The following is a 19,338-nucleotide window of genomic DNA, read 5'->3' as shown; positions in this document are numbered from 1 at the left end:
TGATGCCTAGAAACAGTTGAATAGTTACATTCGTATGATAGTTTTGTCTGTGCAAGTTTGCTAAAATGTACACGAGAACAGGAAGGGAGGAAATAAGACATTGAACCTCAAAAAAGTCAGTCTTATATTATGCGTCTTATTCATTTCAGCTTCTATGTTTACAATACATAGCGCCCAAGCAAGTGGTGGGTTTGTAGATGTTCCTAAAGATCATGAAGCTTATGAAGAAATCAATTATTTAGTTAGTTTAGGTGTTGTTAAAGGATATACGGAAAATGGCAAAACGTATTATAAACCATACAACACAGTAACACGTGGACAAGTTGCCAAAATGGCTGTAATTGCATCAGGTAACCAACCACTAGTTGTCAATAAATCAAGCTTTTCCGATGTAACCGTCGGTACAGAGCTTTCAGGCTATGTAGAACGAGCTATACAGCTTGGCCTATTTAAAACAAATACTCAGGGGCAATTCTTACCGAACAAGCCTTTAACTCGTGATGAAATGAGTTATGTATTAACAAAAGCGTTTAAACTTGATACAAGTGAATATCAAAATATCGATTCTCCTTTTGTGGACGTAGGTATTACTCATCCGTACGTTACATACGTGAATACGATTTACTATAATGGTATTACTCGAGGAACGGGTCAATATTATTATCCAAATAACCAAGTGACACGTGCACAGTTTGCATTATTTGTAGCGCGTGCGAAAAGTGAAAAGTATCGTTTAGAGCTACCAGTAAAAGGTGTAGGTGTACCTGATACAAAACAGGTTATCGGTTTAATTTCTGTAACAACTGACGGATTAAATATTCGTAAATCCAAGGATTCTTCATCTACTGCTAATATTGTAGGCACTGTCAATAAAGGTGGTAAACTATCAGTCTATGCAGTTGAAGGAGACTGGTTAAAGGTTACTTATAAAGGTGCCTTTGCTTATATTTATAAAACGTATGCACAGTTTTTAGATGCAGATGGTAACGCATTAGGGAATGTCCAAAAGCAAGTTACTGCAACACAAAATCTAAATCTTTACGTAAAACCAACATCTTCTTCAAAAGTAATTACTACCATTAATAGCAAAACAAAATTACCAGTTTATAAAACAGTAAATGGCTACCATCTAACTGTAGTAAACGGTATACCAGGCTATATCGTTGCGAGTAGTACAGAGGACGTTGAAGGAGAAAAACCTCCTACTCCGGATCCACCTACAGTTTCTGGTGATGTATTAGGTCGAGTGACGGTTGACAGTTTAAATATTCGCAAAGAGGCTAACTCTACTTCTACGGTACTAGGTAAGTTGAAAAAAGGCGAATATATTCAAGTAAATAGTATTAACGGTTATTGGGCACAAGTGACTTATCAAGGTCAAAAAGGGTATGTCCATAAATCTTATATAAAGTTATTAAACCAAAATGGTAATCCATTGAAAAATCGAATTATCATTATTGATCCAGGTCACGGTGGTAAGGACCCTGGAACTGTTGTAGGTTCTTATTCAGAAAAAGCTATCACATTAAAGGTCGGCACACTTGTGAAGCAAAAGTTAGAGGCTGCAGGTGCGAAGGTATATATGACTCGTACAGGGGATACTTATCCTTCACTTCAAGACCGCGTTGACTTTACAAATGCTAATTACGGTGAAATCTTCGTAAGTATCCATGTGAACTCAGCAGCGAATACTTCTGCACAAGGTACTGAAACATATTATGCAATTTCAACAGGTGATATGTATCAAGAAGACATTGATCTTGCGACATTTGTAAATAATCAAATCGTTAATAACTTAAATATGAAAAATCGTGGTGTTAAAGAAGAGCAATACTATGTTATTCGCAACACGATTATTCCAGCCATCTTAGTCGAGCTAGGCTTCCTAACAAATAATGAAGACCGTGGCAAAATGACGAATGATCAATATGCTGAGTTATTTGCTGATTCTATCTACAAAGGAATTTCACAATACTACGCGAAAAAATAATAAAAACGGGCTACATTGTTCAATATGAACGATGTAGCTCTTTTTGTTTGATGCTTTAAATACTGAAATTCTATTATTTAGAATTTCAGTACAACAGTTTCATCTATATGATAGTTTTCCCTGTGAAATTTTGCTAATATTAATGATGGAACAAGAAGGGAGGAATTAAGACATTGTATCTCAAAAAAATCAGTCTTATATTATGCGTCCTTTTTCTTTCTGCTTCAATGTTTACAATACATAGTGCACAAGCAAGTGGCGGTTTTGTAGATGTTACGAACAAGGATGACGCATATGAAGAAATCAATTATTTAGTTAATTTAGGCGTTATTAAAGGGTATACGGAAAAGGGCAAAACGTATTATAAACCTAACAACACAGTAACGCGTGGGCAAGTTGCCAAAATGGTTGTTGTTGCTTCAGGTAACAAGCCACTAGTTGGCAAAAAATCAAACTTCTCAGATGTAGCAGTCGGCACAGAACTTTCAGGTTATGTAGAACGCGCTGTACAACTTGGCTTCTTTAAAACAAATATCAAGGGACAATTCTTACCCAACAAACCTTTAACTCGTGATGAAATGAGTTATGTATTAACAAAATCGTTTAAGCTTAATACAAGTGAATATGAAAATATCGATTCTCCTTTTGTGGACGTAGGTATAACTCATCCGTACGTTTCATATGTGAATACAATTTACTATAATGGTATTACAAAGGGAAGCAATCAAAATTATAATCCAAATGGACAAGTGACACGTAAACAATTTGCGTTATTTGTAGCGCGTGCCAAAGAAGAAAAATATCGCTTAGATATCCCTGTTAAAGGTGTAGCTGTACCTGATTCATCACAGGTTATTGGCTTAGTTACTTCAACAACTGACGGATTAAATATTCGTAAATCAAAAGATTCTTCATCTACTGCTAATATTGTTGGCACTGTCAATAAAGGTGGTAAACTATCAGTCTATGCAGTTGAGGGAGACTGGTTAAAAGTTTCCTATAAAGATACCTTTGCTTATATTTATAAAACATATGCACAGTTTTTAGATGCAAATGGTAACGCATTAGGGAATGTCCAAAAGCAAGTTACGACAACACAAAATATTAATCTTTACGTAAAACCTACCTCTTCATCAAAGGTAATTTCAACTGTGAATAGTAAAGTGAATTTGCCGGTATATAAGACGGTAAGTGGTTACCATCTAACTGTAGTGAATGGTGTACCAGGCTATATCGTGGCTAATAGTACAACGGACGTTGAAGTAGAAAAACCTTCTACTCCAGATCCAACTCCAACTCCAACTCCAACTCCAACTCCAACTCCAGATCCAACCCCACCAACAGTTTCTGGGGATCTATTAGGGCGAGTGACAGTTGATAATTTAAATATCCGCAAAGAAGCTAACTCTACTTCTACGGTAATAAGTAAGCTGAAAAAAGGCGAATATGTTCAAGTAAACAGTATTAACGGTTATTGGGCACAAGTGACTTATCAAGGTCAAAAAGGGTATGTCCATAAATCTTATATAAAGCTATTAAATCAAAAAGGTAATCCGTTGAAAGATCGAATTATCATTCTTGATCCAGGTCATGGTGGTAAGGACCCTGGAACTGTTGTAGGCTCTAATTCCGAAAAAGCTATCACATTAAAGGTCGGCACACTTGTGAAGCAAAAGCTAGAGGCAGCAGGTGCGAAGGTATATATAACTCGTACAGGGGACACATATCCTTCACTTCAAGACCGCGTGGACTTTACAAATGCAAATTACGGCGAAATCTTCGTAAGCATCCATGTAAACTCAGCAGCGAATACTTCTGCACTAGGTACTGAAACATATTATGCAATTTCAACAGGTGATATGTATCAAGAGGACATTGATCTTGCAAAATTTGTAAACACTCAAATCGTTAATAACTTAAACATGAAAAATCGTGGTGTTAAAGAAGAACAATACTACGTAATTCGCAACACGATTATTCCAGCCATCTTAGTTGAGCTAGGCTTCCTAACGAATGATGAAGATCGAGCTAAAATGACAAATGATCAATATGTTGAGTTATTCGCAGAATCTATCTACAAAGGAATTTCAGAATATTACTCAAAACAATAATAATGAAGAGCTATATCGTTCAATAGTGAATGATGTAGCTCTTTTTGTTTGATAAGTTTATCAGTCCAATTGATTTAGCATTTCGGGTTCATAGATTTCTATAATTTAGAATTTTAGTATAATAATTTCATCTATAATGGTTTTGCCTGTGAAATTTTGTTAATATTAATGATAGAACAAGAAGGGAGGAAATAAGACATTGTATCTTAAAAAAATTAGTCTTATTTTATGCGTCCTTTTTCTTTCTGCTTCAATGTTTACAATACATAGTGCACAAGCAAGTGGTGGTTTTGTAGATGTTACGAACAAGGATGACGCATATGAAGAAATCAATTATTTAGTTAATTTAGGTGTTATTAAAGGGTATAAAGAAAAGGGGAAAACGTATTATAAACCTAACAACACAGTAACGCGTGGACAAGTTGCCAAAATGGTTGTTGTTGCTTCGGGTAACAAGCCATTAGTTGGCAAAAAATCAAACTTTTCAGATGTAGCAGTCGGTACAGAGCTTTCAGGTTATGTAGAACGTGCTGTACAACTTGGCTTCTTTAAAACAAATACAAAGGGACAATTTTTACCAAACAAACCTTTAACTCGTGATGAAATGAGTTATGTATTAACAAACGCGTTTAAGCTCGATACAAGTGATCATGAAAATATCGATTCTCCTTTTGTAGACGTAGGTATAACTCATCCGTACGTTTCATACGTGAATACGATTTACTATAATGGTATTTCAAAGGGAAGCAATCAAAATTATAATCCAAATGGACAAGTGACACGTAAACAGTTTGCGTTATTTGTAGCGCGTGCCAAAGATGAAAAATATCGCTTAGATATACCTACTAAAGGTGTAACTGTACCTGATTCATCACAAGTCATTGGCTTAGGTTCTGTAACAACTGACGGATTAAATATTCGTAAATCCAAGGATTCTTCATCTACTGCTAATATTGTAGGCACTGTCAATAAAGGTGGTAAACTATCAGTCTATGCAGTTGAAGGAGACTGGTTAAAAGTTTCCTATAAAGATACCTTTGCTTATATTTATAAAACGTATGCACAGTTTTTAGATGCTGACGGTAACGCATTAGGGAATGTCCAAAAGCAAGTTAAGACAACACAAAATATTAATCTTTACGTAAAACCAACTTCTTCATCAAAGATAATTTCAACTGTGAATAGTAAAGTGAATTTGCCGGTATATAAGACGGTAAGTGGTTACTATCTAACTGTAGTGAATGGTGTACCAGGTTATATCGTGGCTAATAGTACGGAGGACGTTGAAGTAGATAAACCTTCTACTCCAGACCCAACTCCGACTCCACCAACAGTTTCTGGGGATCTATTAGGTCGAGTGACGGTTGACAGTTTAAATATCCGTAAAGAAGCTAACTCTACTTCTGCGGTGGTAAGCAAGTTAAAAAAGGGCGAATATGTTCAAGTGAACAGTATTAACGGTTATTGGGCACAAGTTACTTATCAAGGTCAAGAAGGGTATGTCCATAAATCTTATTTAAAGTTATTAAATCAAAGTGGTAATCCGTTAAAAGATCGAATTATCATTATTGATCCAGGTCATGGTGGTAGTGACGTTGGAACCCTTTACGATAAAATTTACGAAAAAGATATAACATTAAAGGTTAGTACTCTAGTAAAGGATAAATTAGAGGCAGCAGGTGCAAAGGTATTGATGCCTCGTACTGGAGATACGTTTTCTCCGCCACAAAAACATATTGACTTTGCACATGCTAACTACGGTGAAATCTTCGTAAGTATCCATGTGAACTCAGCAAAGAATACTGATGCAAAAGGTACCGAAACGTATTACGCTAAAACACCAGGTGATATGTATCAAGAAGACATTGATCTAGCGACATTTGTAAACAATCAAATCGTTAAAAACGTAAATATGAAAGATCGTAAGGTCAAAGAAATGAAATACATTGTAATTGCTAATACGAATATTCCGGCCATCTTAGTCGAGCTAGGCTTCCTATCAAATAATGAAGACCGCGCTAAACTGACAGATGATCAACAACTTGAGTTATTCGCTGAATCTATTTACAAAGGAATTTTAGAATATTACTCAAAACAATAATAATGAAGAGCTACATCGTTCAAAAGTGAACGAAGTAGCTCTTTTTGTTTGATTAGTAGTATTAAAAGAATTTTATCGGCGAAGCGAACACCTTTAGCGGCGGAAATCACAAGTTTATCGGCGAAGCGAGCACCTTTAGCGGCGGAAATCACAAGTTTAGCGGCGAAACGAACCCTTTTAGCGGCGGAAAACACAGGTTTATCGGCGATAAATGCACTTCCACCAACGAAATACATAAGGTCTACCAACGATAAAAAACATCCCGATCAGCACACTAAAAAATCAACTTTCACCTAGTAATTACTTTGAATTCGCATAAAGTGTTCTATTTACGAATTGGGCAAAGTTTTGACGTGTCACTGTGCCAGCTGGTTTGAATGTATTATCCGCATAGCCAGTAGTGATGCCAAGTGCATATAAAGCTTGAACATCTTTATAATATGCATGAGATGTCGGCACATCAGAGAAAGTATTCTTCGTAAAACCTTGTAGTTTGAAGCCGTTGACAAGTGCTCGTGCCATGGCACCGCGGGTCATTGGCTGATGGGCATTGATTTTGCCATCCTCTAATGCAATTATGCCATAGCGTAAGCCTGTTGCTAAAACGGCATAGCCGTAGTCACCTGCTTTCATGTCACTTGCATTTAAGGTAACTGAGCTCGATGCTGGAATCCCTAATGCTCGCAAAACCATCTCTGTTGCTTGCAGGCGAGTCAATGTACTTTGTGGATTAAATTTCCCATTAGATCCTTTCACAATGCCTAACGCATATAAGTTTTTTATATCATAATAGGCACCATTCGATGAAGAAACATCTGGGAAGAATGGAGCGGAAGCAATTGTTGCTTTATTGGAACCTTTTGCGCGTGTGAGCGTTTTAATTTCTGCAATCGTTGCAAATTTTTCATCAGCATTTTTGCGGTCATCGCGCCCCTCTATAAAGGATGTACGTATCGTATATGTTCCAGCAGCTAAATCGCCAGGCATAGAAATTTGATATTTTTCCGCATGCGTACTAATGTCTTTTTGATCAGCATTGTTTGTTGTGGAATCGGCAGCAAGTCCTGGAATGTAACGTTCATGTCCACTACCTACAACTTTATCGTTTGCGTCTAAAATTTCTACTTTCAATGTACCACGTGCAGGCACATTACCATTGTTTTTAACCGTTACAGTGGAGTAGAAAACGAATTTACCAGACGGTGCTACATAACTTTGCACCCCGTCAGAGTAAAGCGAAAGGTTATAACGGCGGTGCTCATAGCCTTTATGATTTTCGGCTACCCAATTTAAAGCATGTTTCATTAATACTTGTGCATCTTTGTCACCATTAGTTGTTGAATAGGCAGCACCATTTTCGTTATTCTGCCAATCCGCTTTAACATCAATATTAATATAATCATAGATTTTGAATCCAATTTGAACAACTCTGCCTTTACCGTATTCGATCGCATGGGCTGCACCAAATTCATTTTTTTTCATTGTTTTAGGCTTGTCTGTGTAATTGTAATCTGAGAAATATAAAATAGGTGTTGCCGATCCACCTTGCCAAGGCTTCATGACTTCTACCCAATCACGATCTGTTTTTGTAAGAGTAAGCTTGCTTTTGCCAAGCTCTTTTGTTGTATTTTGAATAATTGGATGAACAGTATTTATATTGCTTATAGTAGAGTTTCCTAACACAATATCGTCAATAAAACGTGAATTGAAAACTTCAGTTAAATTATCCCACTCCATTACCCAAGAATCGACATCATAGATCAATGGAGAGAGATCCATTTGACCAGGTTTAGGGAATTTTGCGGATTCATTACGTGCTGTCTGGAAGGCAAAAATTGCACCACCGCCATTTCGAACGTACATTTTGACATTTTCGCGTTGCTGATGATTCATCATGACTGTATAGGCAAAGACGATTGCATCATATTGACTTAAATTTTCTAGATTATTTAAGTCTCTCTCATAAATTTTCTCTACTTGAAATCCTTGTTGCTGATAGAGAAGAAAAGATTTAAGTTCCTTATTATATGTAGAGCTATAGTCAACTTTTTCAGAAACAAATTGGCCATTAAATGTTCCAGCTGGGTGTGTAGTATTGGCATATTTTTCGCTACTTTCAGAGAAAACGACACCAATTTTCTGTGCAGCATTAGCTTGTGTTGGTGTTAAAAAAACTACAAGCATAAAAGAGCATGCTACGAGTAGTGAAATGAATAATTTCTTCATTAAATCCACATCCTTATTTTGTATTTGTCTTCAATTGCGCGATTGCATCCCTGATTTTGAATAGTGTTTGAACCAATTGACCCCTTTCAAATTTTAAGAAATTTGCACTACTTACTTATATTACATCTAAATAATGGATGTATCATTAAAATTTGGATTTTAGCTGAGGGTTTAGTACAGAATTTTTGGAAGGTATTGTAAATCTGGTTAGGTTTAAGTTGTGTTACAGAGGGGACAAGCTTTAGGGAAAGCAATGCAAGCGATTCTGGATGTGAAATCGTTGTATAATTTTATATAAAATCAATTCATTCCTTTCTATAAGTCTACCTGTATTTATGATATAATAACTCTTGTTTTGCTTAGTAAATAAAAGAATAAACAATTATGATTCGCGATAGAGGAGGGCAATCACATCTTCTTAGATGTATGACATTTATGAATAAACTGAAACAAACTTTTGCAAAGGTCAACAAAATTGATACGTTTTCGCCGTATTTCTTTTTACCTTTTGTATTAATGCTCTATTTTTTTACAAGTCTATTTGATTTCCATCGATTTGAATTATTTAACTTACGTGTATCAATTTGGCCAGCGGTATTTTTAGCAGTAATATGCTACTACATCGGTGTGTACATTATTGATAAGTTACAATGGACAATCCCATCATTTGGTTTATCCTTCTTTGGAAAATATGTTGTTCATTTTATAGTTTTTTTAACTGTACTTGGTTTAGTTTCATATGTAATAATGATGATTTCCGGTGGTGGATTAGGAATTTCTGATGAATCTAATCGACGTAACCTTGATCCAAAATTAAACTTCTTTGCCCAATTATTATGGTATGGAGTTTTACTGCTAATATCATATAAAATGATTTTAGAAAAAAACATCACATGGAAAAAAACATTGATCTACGGCTCCGTCTATGCTGCTGTAATGTTCTTATTCCTATTAATGGGTTACCGTACACCATTAATCATTATGTTATTTACTGGTATTATCATTTTCCATTACGTTGTAAAACGTGTGAAATTAACATGGTTCCTTACTGCTCTGTTTGTTATTGGAGTAGCTTTCTCGATGTTTGGTTTCTTACGTGTTGTAACAGAGGATACAACGAAGGAATTCAATAGCCGTGAACAACCAGATGTAGAATTAACTGAAACAGAAAAGGAAAAACTGTTAACTGTTGAGCAGAAAGTTAACTTAACACCAAAATGGATTCGTTCAATAAATGGTGAGAGTGTAACTGGCCATATTGTTTTAAGTAAAATTATCGAATATACGCAGCAGGAAGGCTATCTAAATGGAGAAATCCATGCTGGTATCTTAAGTACAGTTTTACCAGGTGAACAAGTGTCACCACGTATGAAAGTAACAGAAGTTGTAAACTCTCTAAGCAAAGCTGAAGGTAAATATATTACACGTCCTAACAGAACAACAACACCAACGTTTATCGGTCAATTATTCTTAGATGGCGGATATCTACTTGTAGCGGTTGGTTTCTTATTATATGGCGTATTAATCTCATTAATATATAATAAAGTGAAGCAAGGCGGTATTCGTAGCTTCCACTCAGTAGCTTATGCATTTGTCATTACTTTATTTACAGTGTCTATGCATACGGGCTTACTTGATTTAATCTTTGTTTTAATGCTTGGCTTTGTCATAATTGCGTCAGCGATTATTAAAACGGATAAGAAAAAGGTTTCATATTAACAATAAAAGAGATGTCTCAAATATTATTTGAGACATCTTTTTTTTATTAAGTGTTCTAATCCGTCAGTTCGCAGGTTTAATCCGTCGCTGGAGCGTATCTATCCGTCATTGCAGGTTCAATCCGTCGCTCAAGCGTGTCTATCCGTCAGTTGACAGGTTCAATCCGTCGCTCGAGCGTGTCTATCCGTCAGTTGACAGGTTCAATCCGTCGCTGGGGCGTATCTATCCGTCAGTTGGCAGGTTCAATCCGTCGCTGGGGCGTATCTATCCGTCATTGCAGGTTCAATCCGTCGCTCGAGCGTGTCTATCCGTCAGTTGGCAGGTTCAATCCGTCGCTGGGGCGTATCTATCCGTCATTGCAGGTTCAATCCGTCGCTGGGGCGTATCTATCCATCAGTTCGCATGTTAATACCGTCGCTTCGCTTTTGCACAGATACATTGCTGAAGTTTCGTTTTATCACTACAAATTAGAGTGACATGCTAGAAAATATACTTTAAGACACCATAATTTCATTGCCATAAATAACTTTCCAACAACAAAAAAAGTCGTCCTAACGTTATAGGACGACTTCTTTTTTATTTTACTGTATTGATTACTTGTACATAGTCTTTGCTTACGAAAGCTTTTCCTGTATACAGTTTATCAGAAAGGACTTCATACCAGCCGTTTGTAGCAGAGCTTGTAATGATAACTGGCATACCACTTCGTGCATATGTGAATAGTGGGTTAAAGCTAACAGCTGCGCCTGTACGAACATTCAAGCCGGTTGTTGTTGTTAGACCGATTGTGTATGGATTATTGGCGTCCTTAAAGCCTAACGCCTTTTCAGCACGGTAATAGTGTCCTGCGATTTTTGCACCCCAGAATGGATCAGAAGCGTATTTTACGTTAAAGCCAAGAGCTTTTGAACCAACTACTGCACCGTTAGAGAAGTTTTTACCAGGTGAACCGCCTGGAGTAATGTAGTTTGGTTGTAGGAATTTATCAACAAGCTCATTGATATTGTCAGCTACACTATCAAACTTTTTGTTTAGTGGGTTTGTGTCATATACGTATAAACCGAATAGGTTATTTAAGTTTTGTGCATGATCACTCATACCATAAGCACTCTCATGTTGAGCAAGGGATAAAATAAGCATAGCGTTAATTTGGGATTTTGCTTCCACATCTTTTAATGTTTGCCCCAAACCTATTAACTTACTTTTCTTTGTAGCATCTTTATAAAGGCTGGCTCCTGTACTCTCAACTTCTGCTAGCTTATTCATAATATAAGCATCAATTTCTTGTGCTGTATATTGTGTTTGGGCACGGGCAGGTAAATACTGATAGTAGTTATAGGCATCACCTTTAGAAGAGCCACTGCCATTTGTGAAATAAATACCGTTCCAGCTATAGTATTTTTCGCCTGGCTTCATGAATGATGGCGCCTTTCCGAAAACATAGCTAGAAGAATACTTATTTGTATTGTAATCGTAGAGTGTATGTTTAATTTCACCATTTTCATTCGAATAGTAAGAACGACCTTTGCTCATTGAAAATGGGATTAATGTAACATCAGCGTGTTTTAAGTAGCCGACTTGACCAGCTAATCGAACTTTTACTTGTGTTGCATCACTACTTAAGTATTCCATTTCTGTATTAGCTGCAACCGCAATTGCGTCATTAATTGTTTCAGATTTTAGTGCTACATAATTGTTTGTAACAACGTAGCCTGAAGACATTTTTACAATTTTATCACTTTGAACGATAACCTGTGTGTTTTTTGTTACAGCCTTCTCAGCAGCTTCAAAGGTAGAAAAACCTTGATTACCAACTAGTATGCCGTTTGAAATTTCCTTAATAGCGTATTTAGAGGAGCCGGTATTTGTATCGCCACCGTCAGTATTACCACCGTTTGAGTTACCATTGTTTGATTCACCAGCATCTGGATCGTTAGCAAGTTGCATTAAACGTAGAATAAACGAAGATGCTTGTCCAATAGTCGCATTTTTTTCAGGCATAAAGTTGCCATTAGAGCCTTGAATGATTCCTAGTTGCGCACCTATAGCTACGGCTTGACGGTAGTCTTTAAATATAGCTGCATTATCTTTAAAGGTAATAGAAGATGTACCTTTAGGAATGTTTAAATAATCAATAGCTCTCTCAAGCATAACTGCCATATGCTGTCTTGAAATAACGGCATTAGGTTTAAATGAACCATCTCCGTAGCCAGTAATAATTCCAGCTGAAGCAGCAAGCTTAATATCCTTTGCATGTAAATATGTATCTGGGACATCTTTAAAGACTATGTCGCTTGTCGTCTCGAGATTCATAGCTTTAGCTAAATAAGAAGCAAACTCTCCGCGTGTCACATTGTCGTTTGGACGATAACTTCCATTTGTATCTTTTACTAATGCATTTTTAGAAATTAAATAACGAAGACCCTGTTCATGTGAATGCCCTGTCAGTTCGTCAGCAGATGCCAGCTGTGGTTGCCAAAGAAGCATGCCGATTACTGTCATGAGCAAAGCAATGATTGATAGTTTTTTCATATTTTACCCTCCTAGACTTCTACCTCATTTTAACAAAGTTATAGAGTAACGATAAGGGTCAAATGTTAGAAAAATCCTAAAATGAGACTATATAAATAGTTTTCTTGACAATATATTTAAAACTGGAAAATAGCTTAAATGTTCCATGGATATTTTGGCATATTTTTGATAGTGTTATAGAAGTAAAACATGTGAAGGGAGAGTTGAGAGCTCCATATTACTCAGGAGCGCAAAAAAAATGAAAAAAATAGCGAAAAATTTACTAGTTTTAGTTGTATTATTGTCAATGGTTGTAAGTCCGTTAAATGCTTATGCAGCCCAAACGGTCAAAAAGGATTATCCATTATCGCATGGTGTGCAGTATAAACAATATACATACAGCAGTACCAATACAAACTCTATTAATCATCTTGCTATTAATGTAGATGAAACGACAGAAGTACAATTAGGTATGCCCGCAAATGTCAATGGCAGAGAATCGACAGTAGCAAATGCTAATCGTAATTCTCGCGAGGGGAATCGTGTAGTTGGTGCTATTAATGCAAGTTTCTTCGATATGTCTGCAGGTTTCCCATTATTTTTACTAAGTAAAGATAATGTTATTTTAAACGGTGGTGCTGTTTCTAACGGCTCTGATGAATATATGAATGTCCCTACAGCTTTTGGGGTTGCAGCAGATGGCAGTGGTGTCATTGATTATTTTGATTTTAATGTAACACTTTCTCACAAAGGCACAGACTATAAAATGTCAGGAATGAATCGTGCTCGTAATATATATGAGGGAATTGTTTACACACCACAATTTTATAGTAAAACAACAAATACAAATGAATATGGCTTTGAAATCGTAGTAGATACAGGAGCTCCGATTACTGAAAATAAATTCGGTCAAACATTAACAGGGAAAGTTACACAAATTACACCTTATGGATCAAAAGAAAAAATATCCATCCCTTCAACGGGCTTTGTTGTATCTTTACAAGGTGGAGATTGGCACAGTAAGCTAAGCCAAATTGCGCTTGGGGATGAGCTGAGTGTTAACTTCTCGATTGATCAGCTTTGGCAGAATGCGAAATTTATCTTGGCAAGTGGTCCGTATTTAGTAAAAGATAATAAACCTTATATTATGATGAGCACATCTAGTCAACGTGCAAAAGAGGTAACAGCACGTACTGTTGTAGCGACAAGTAATAATGGAAAAACAGTACACCTTATTACGGTGGATGGAAAACAAAAACATAGTGCAGGGATGAATATGGTTCAGCTTGCTAACTATTTAGTGTCGCTTGGTGTTGAACGAGCAATTAACCTAGATGGCGGCGGCTCAACAACGATGGGCATTCGAAATTACGGTAATAATAATGTCGTATTAGCGAACCTACCATTAAATTCAGGCAATGCGCAACGTCTTGTGTCCGCTACATTACAAGCTGTAAGTACGGCACCAACTGGCAAAGGCGCAAAAATTGAATATACGAACAGTACAAGCCATGCAACTCTTTTAGCAGGTGCTTCGTCTAGTATAGCAGTAAAATATATTTTAGATGAAAACTATAATGCGCTACCATTAGACGGTCATGTATCGCTAACATCTGAGAATAATACTTTAAAAGTTAACGGCTTGAGCTATACTTCAACGACAGCTGGCAATGATCGTATTTTCATCAACCACGATGGCACACCCGTTCAATCATTCCAAGTGAAAGTAGTAGATGCTCCTGCAACATTGAACATTGAACCAAAATCAAAATCAGTGGGCGCCGGTGAAACGGTTAAATTCACTATGGATGCAAAGGACGAGGGTGGCAAACCTCTAGTTTATAATGCATCACAGGTGAAATGGTCTGTAGAAGGTAATATCGGTACCATTACTAGTGATGGTAAGTTTACGGCTCAAAATCCGGGTGCTACTGGTAAAGTAGTAGCGACTTTAGGAACAAAACATGTTGAGGCTAATGTGACTGTAGCAAAAGCGGCGTTGTTTAAAGATATTCCAAGTAACTATGTGTACTATAAAGAAATTGAGTATTTAACAAAAAATAAAATCATTACAGGTCAAGCAGATGGCACATTTAGACCAAATGACAAACTTACACGTGCACACGCAGCAGTTATTATTAGTCGCGCACTTGATTTAAAAACATCAAATGTCAAAAATCCAGGCTTTAAAGATATTCCTGCGAGTCACATGTATTATAAACAAATCGCAGCTGTAGTCGAGGCTGGTATTATGAGCGGTAAAGGCAACAATACCTTTGATCCAAATGGTACTTTAACAAGAGCACAAATGGCGAAGGTTGTAGCATTAGCTTATAATTTAAAAGGAACAAGCAGCATTAACTTTAAAGATGTATCAAAGGATCATTGGGCATATTCATATGTTCAGCAGTTAGCTGCAAATAAAATTACAACTGGCTATGGTGATAACACCTTTAAGCCAAATGAAGCGATTAGTCGCGCTCATTTTGGATTATTCCTTTACAGAGCAATCAATCCATAATAGTAGTCCTAAAGATAGAACTTTGCATTTAAAAAATAGCAAACTAGTAGTTTTACACCTAGTTTGCTATTTTTCTCTTTAAATATTTATTTGATATTTAATAATAACTGTTGATTTGAGTGAAGACTGGGCGACTCATTGGATGCCTCAGGAAAGCACCTATCTGCAACGCACATCAACCATGTTATAGTAATGAGCCAATTTTCACTTTAATAGAAGACTAGTAGTGACTTTTGAAGCTCATCTTATTTTCACTATTTTTAAAAAGAACGAAAATGTTCAATTGTGGTATAATCTCAGTATTAAAAAGTAAAAGGATGTTTTTTAATGAAAATAGGCATTGTGGGGAATTACGGCAATGATAATAATGGTGATGAATCAATATTATACGGCATTCTTCAACAAGTAAAACAAACATTTTCGGTAACTAGTGATGACATTACCGTTTTTAGTAATAATACACAACAAACATCCGAACGTTACGGGGTACATAGCTATCCATTGTATTACAGAAAGAGTAACTTATTTAAAACGTTTATCCATACCTATAATAACAATAAACAATATGTATCAAAATTTGACCTCCTCATCATTGGTGGTGGTGGTATTTTAATGGATTTTTATAAACGTGAGGCTCACCTGTATGGGGCGTATGCAATGATGGCAAAACAAAGTAATGTTCCCTACGTTATTTACGGATGTGGCGCTGGACCGCTAGATACGATTTCCGGGAAAATTAGTATTCGCGTAATGTGTCGTTATGCAGCAAGTATCTCTGTACGTGATCCCCAGTCTAAAAAGCTATTGCATAGTATTGGGGTGAAAAAGCCAATAGATATTATTGGTGATCCTGCATTTACATTAAAAGGTGATCGTCAACATTACGCCGAAAAACCAATTAAAATAGGTGTATCAGCGGTTCCGTACTATAATGCAAACTATTGGCCAGAAGGAAATGTTGAAAAATATGATGCGTACGTTACAGGTATGGCGAAAAATCTAGATCATGTGATTTCTGAGCACAATGTCAAAATTACATTTTTTGCTACGAAATTCCCGCAAGACGTCACTGTGACGAAGGATATTCAGAAAAAAATGCAACAACGTGCGCATACTGAAATTATTGATGAAAATTTGGTGCCAGAGCGATTACTTGATATAACGGAGGAGCAGGATATTATTATCGGTACACGACTGCACTCGCTTATTTTGGCAACAAATTCGGAAACTCCAATTATTGCGATATCCTATCATACAAAAGTACAGGATTTTATGTCCTTTGTGGGCGCATCAGATCGTTGCTTACAAATGCAGGATATAGAAGATAATGAGAATGTTCTATCTACATTAGTTGGCAAACTAAGTAGCAATTGGGAGCAATCGATTGCGGAGACGAAACAAATTGCTACCCATATTCATAAAGAGGCCATGCGTGGTCAGGAATTAATGAAAAAGGCAGTGACACGTCTATGAAAAAAATACTCGTCATTAGTAATATGTATCCAACACCTGATCATTTATCATTCGGTATTTTTGTGAAAAACCAAGTCACTGCACTTGAAAAAGCAGGACTAGACGTAGATATATCTGTAAATACTAATCCGGCAACAGGTAAGAAAAATACCATTATGAAATATACAAAATGGGGTTTATCGACATTGACGAAAGGCTTTAAAAACAGAAAGTCTATTGATGTCACACATGCACATTATGTGTTTCCATCTGGTATGTTGTCGCTCTTATTAAAGAAAATGTTTGGTATTCCCTTTATCGTTACAGCTCATGGTGGCGATATTGAGCGCATGGCAAAGAAGAACACAAGAATTCGCAATTGGACAGCGAGTATTTTACGTGAAAGTGAACATGTTATCGCAGTAGGTCCTGTCTTAGCTCAACAAATTGAACAAGATTTTGGCATTGAAAAAGGTAAAATCTCTGTCGTTAGTATGGGTGTGAATCGTGAGGTTTTCACAAAAGGAAATCAAGAAGCGATATGCAAAGAACTGCAATTAGCAACTGAGCCATTCAGATTTTTATTTGTAGGAAATGTTATTAAACAAAAAGGCGTTGAAGAGCTGTTACAGGCTTTCCAAATGCTAAAAACAAAAGTATCTCGTCCTGTAGAGTTAAATATTGTAGGTTCTAGAAGAGATCAATCGTTTTTCCAATCCTTGCAACCATTAATCAGTGAAGACGTCAAATTTATAGATCCACTAAAACAACAAGAACTAGTAAAGTGGTTCCAAGCAAGTGATGTCTTTGTATTACCATCCCATTTAGAAGGATTTGGATTAGTGGCATTAGAGGCATTAGCGACAGATACACCTGTTATTGCTTCAAATGTAGGCGGACTTGTATCGTTGCTTGGAGAAGGCGCAGGGCATTTAGTGGAGCCCGAAAATGCGATGGTTTTATCTGAGGAGATGCTGCGTGCCGTGAACACGCCAACAGAACAATATATGAATCGTGAAGCGGTCGACAAAGTATTAGCCATTCACGATGAAAAAAATATAACAGCTCGTTGTATTGAGATTTATAAGTCGGCCATTGAAGGTAGGGATGGCTTATGAAAAATTTTTTAAAAGTAATCGGAGCGGTTGCGATTATTAATATTGTAGCTCGTGTTTTTGGATTCTTACGCGAAGTGATTATTGGTTCTCAATATGGTAGTAGCCATATTGCTGATAGTATTTTCACAGCTTATACAATTCCAAATTTTTTATATCTAGTCGTAGGTGGTGCATTCACTACTGCTGTCATCACGATTTATAATCGGGAAACAACGGACCGTGCACTATTTGTCAAACAGTCCTTTACAATTGTTTTGTTAACCGTTTCCGTTATGACCATTGTCATGTTAGCATTCACGAATCCGATTATGGACATGTTTAATCAAGCTAAAGCTGAGAAGGGTAAATTAAGTCAAAGTGATTTAGAGTTAGCTAAAAATCTATATTATTGGATGATGCCATCGTCAATCTTACTCGTATTATCCTCATGGTATAGTGGATTGTTAAACGCAAATCATAAGTTTCATTTGTCCAGTTTTGCCATTTTAATTTATAATGCAGTGTTTTTATTAATTGCTGTAGTTTTATCTAATATTGAGGGTATCGGTGCAATTGGATATGGGATTAGTGCATTAGCAAGTGCGATCATAATGATATACTTCTTAATTGCCGGCTATCGTAAAATGGGTTCGTTTAAGGTTGGTTTTTCATTTGAACGAAATAGTGCATCAAAACAATTGTGGGTAATGATCTTACCGATTATGCTCGGTGGCGCTACCATTCAACTTTATGCGTTATTACAGCGTGTTTTTGCAGGGATGTTATCTGATGGGGCAGTAGCTTCTGTAAACTATGCCTCAAGGCTAATGCAATTCCCACAAGCCATTTTAATTACAGCAGTAACGACTGTTATCTTCCCGATTTTGAGTAAAAAAGAGGGGGAGAATGACCATGCTTCCATAAAAAGCTTATACTCAAAAGGGTTACATTATCTATTATTGTTACTTTATCCTGTAACAATCTACTCATATTTTTACTCAGAGAATCTAATACAGGTTGTTTATCAACGAGGTAATTTTGATGAACTTTCAACGGCAATTACTACACCAGTAATGGCAATCTTCTGTTTATCGATGTATTTTTTAGCCGCAAACATGTATATAACGCGCTTTTATTATGCAAAGGGTGACTCAATGGCACCTGTTGTCTTTAGCATAATCAATGTATTTGCTGTTAATATTGCTGTTATTATGCTACTTGTTGACAAGTGTGGAGCAGAGGCAATTGCCTGGGGTACATTTGTAAGTTCAGTAACAAACTTTATTATGCTGATTGTTTATGCAGGCTTTAAATATGACCTGAAAATGGGGATCTTCAGCAAAGAGCTTCAATTTTTCAGAGCAGTTCCACCAATGATCATTATCACAGTTGTTTTGTATTTTTCAAGTAAATATTTAGTATTTAGCAACATGTATATAAATTTCATTGTAAGCCTTGTTATTTTTAGTGCAGTAGTTGTTGGCTCGTACTTATTATTTGGCGTGAAGGAAGTAAAAGAATACGGCAATAAATTAAAACGGAAGTTTTCTAAATAATAGAGAAGTGGGAATCTAAGCAAGAATTAGATACCCACTTTTTTATTTTGTTCA

The 19,338-nt window shown here is 36.4% G+C and carries 11 protein-coding genes; 8 read left to right on the top strand and 3 right to left on the bottom strand.

The window, feature by feature from the left end:
- Window positions 1-100: 100 nt before the first annotated feature.
- The 3 genes from ACFVT8_RS19085 (at window position 101) to ACFVT8_RS19075 (ending at window position 6,202) form a co-directional block, all read left to right on the top strand.
- Window positions 101-1,990, top strand: coding sequence for an N-acetylmuramoyl-L-alanine amidase (locus ACFVT8_RS19085; protein WP_387083799.1), 1,890 nt, complete (start codon window positions 101-103; stop codon window positions 1,988-1,990).
- Window positions 1,991-2,163: 173 nt separating this feature from the next.
- Complete coding sequence (locus ACFVT8_RS19080) at window positions 2,164-4,101, top strand: N-acetylmuramoyl-L-alanine amidase (RefSeq protein ID WP_387083797.1); 1,938 nt, start codon at window positions 2,164-2,166, stop codon at window positions 4,099-4,101.
- 199 nt (window positions 4,102-4,300) lie between these two features.
- Window positions 4,301-6,202 carry an N-acetylmuramoyl-L-alanine amidase gene (locus tag ACFVT8_RS19075; RefSeq protein ID WP_387083795.1) on the top strand — a complete coding sequence of 634 codons (1,902 nt, stop codon included), beginning with the start codon at window positions 4,301-4,303 and terminating at the stop codon, window positions 6,200-6,202.
- On the opposite strand, the gene ACFVT8_RS19070 is transcribed toward ACFVT8_RS19075, so the two are convergent.
- Both ACFVT8_RS19070 and ACFVT8_RS19065 read right to left on the bottom strand, forming a co-directional pair.
- On the bottom strand, window positions 6,187-6,450 hold the full coding sequence (locus ACFVT8_RS19070) for a hypothetical protein (protein WP_387083793.1): 264 nt from the start codon (window positions 6,448-6,450) through the stop codon (window positions 6,187-6,189). The two genes, ACFVT8_RS19075 and ACFVT8_RS19070, sit on opposite strands and share 16 nt — an antisense overlap.
- Window positions 6,451-6,502: 52 nt before the next feature.
- Complete coding sequence (locus ACFVT8_RS19065; protein WP_387083791.1) at window positions 6,503-8,428, bottom strand: S-layer homology domain-containing protein; 1,926 nt, start codon at window positions 8,426-8,428, stop codon at window positions 6,503-6,505.
- 435 nt (window positions 8,429-8,863) lie between these two features.
- Here ACFVT8_RS19065 and ACFVT8_RS19060 point away from each other — a divergent pair, with 435 nt between their 5' ends.
- Window positions 8,864-10,147 carry an oligosaccharide repeat unit polymerase gene (locus ACFVT8_RS19060; RefSeq protein ID WP_387083789.1) on the top strand — a complete coding sequence of 428 codons (1,284 nt, stop codon included), beginning with the start codon at window positions 8,864-8,866 and terminating at the stop codon, window positions 10,145-10,147.
- 576 nt (window positions 10,148-10,723) lie between these two features.
- Here ACFVT8_RS19060 and ACFVT8_RS19055 read toward each other — a convergent pair.
- The gene (locus ACFVT8_RS19055; protein WP_387083787.1) at window positions 10,724-12,679 is read right to left on the bottom strand and encodes an S-layer homology domain-containing protein; all 1,956 of its coding nucleotides are present in this window, start codon (window positions 12,677-12,679) and stop codon (window positions 10,724-10,726) included.
- Between the two features lie 238 nt (window positions 12,680-12,917).
- Between ACFVT8_RS19055 and ACFVT8_RS19050 the strand changes: the two genes are divergently transcribed.
- The 4 genes from ACFVT8_RS19050 to murJ all read left to right on the top strand — a co-directional run bounded on the left by ACFVT8_RS19050 (window position 12,918) and on the right by murJ (window position 19,284).
- Window positions 12,918-15,179: an S-layer homology domain-containing protein gene (locus tag ACFVT8_RS19050; protein ID WP_387083785.1), complete on the top strand. Its 2,262-nt coding sequence runs from the start codon at window positions 12,918-12,920 to the stop codon at window positions 15,177-15,179.
- 327 nt (window positions 15,180-15,506) lie between these two features.
- Window positions 15,507-16,652, top strand: coding sequence for a polysaccharide pyruvyl transferase family protein (locus ACFVT8_RS19045; protein WP_387083783.1), 1,146 nt, complete (start codon window positions 15,507-15,509; stop codon window positions 16,650-16,652).
- On the top strand, window positions 16,649-17,749 hold the full coding sequence (locus ACFVT8_RS19040) for a glycosyltransferase (RefSeq protein ID WP_387083781.1): 1,101 nt from the start codon (window positions 16,649-16,651) through the stop codon (window positions 17,747-17,749). Before ACFVT8_RS19045 ends, ACFVT8_RS19040 begins: the two co-directional genes overlap by 4 nt.
- Window positions 17,746-19,284: a murein biosynthesis integral membrane protein MurJ gene (gene murJ / locus ACFVT8_RS19035; RefSeq protein WP_387083779.1), complete on the top strand. Its 1,539-nt coding sequence runs from the start codon at window positions 17,746-17,748 to the stop codon at window positions 19,282-19,284. The genes ACFVT8_RS19040 and murJ overlap by 4 nt, the downstream gene beginning before the upstream one ends.
- The last annotated feature ends 54 nt before the right edge of the window (window positions 19,285-19,338 follow it).

This window comes from Lysinibacillus sp. NPDC058147 (genome assembly GCF_042884205.1).
Taxonomy (GTDB): domain Bacteria; phylum Bacillota; class Bacilli; order Bacillales_A; family Planococcaceae; genus Lysinibacillus.
This window is presented reverse-complemented; position numbering and strand designations above follow the sequence as displayed.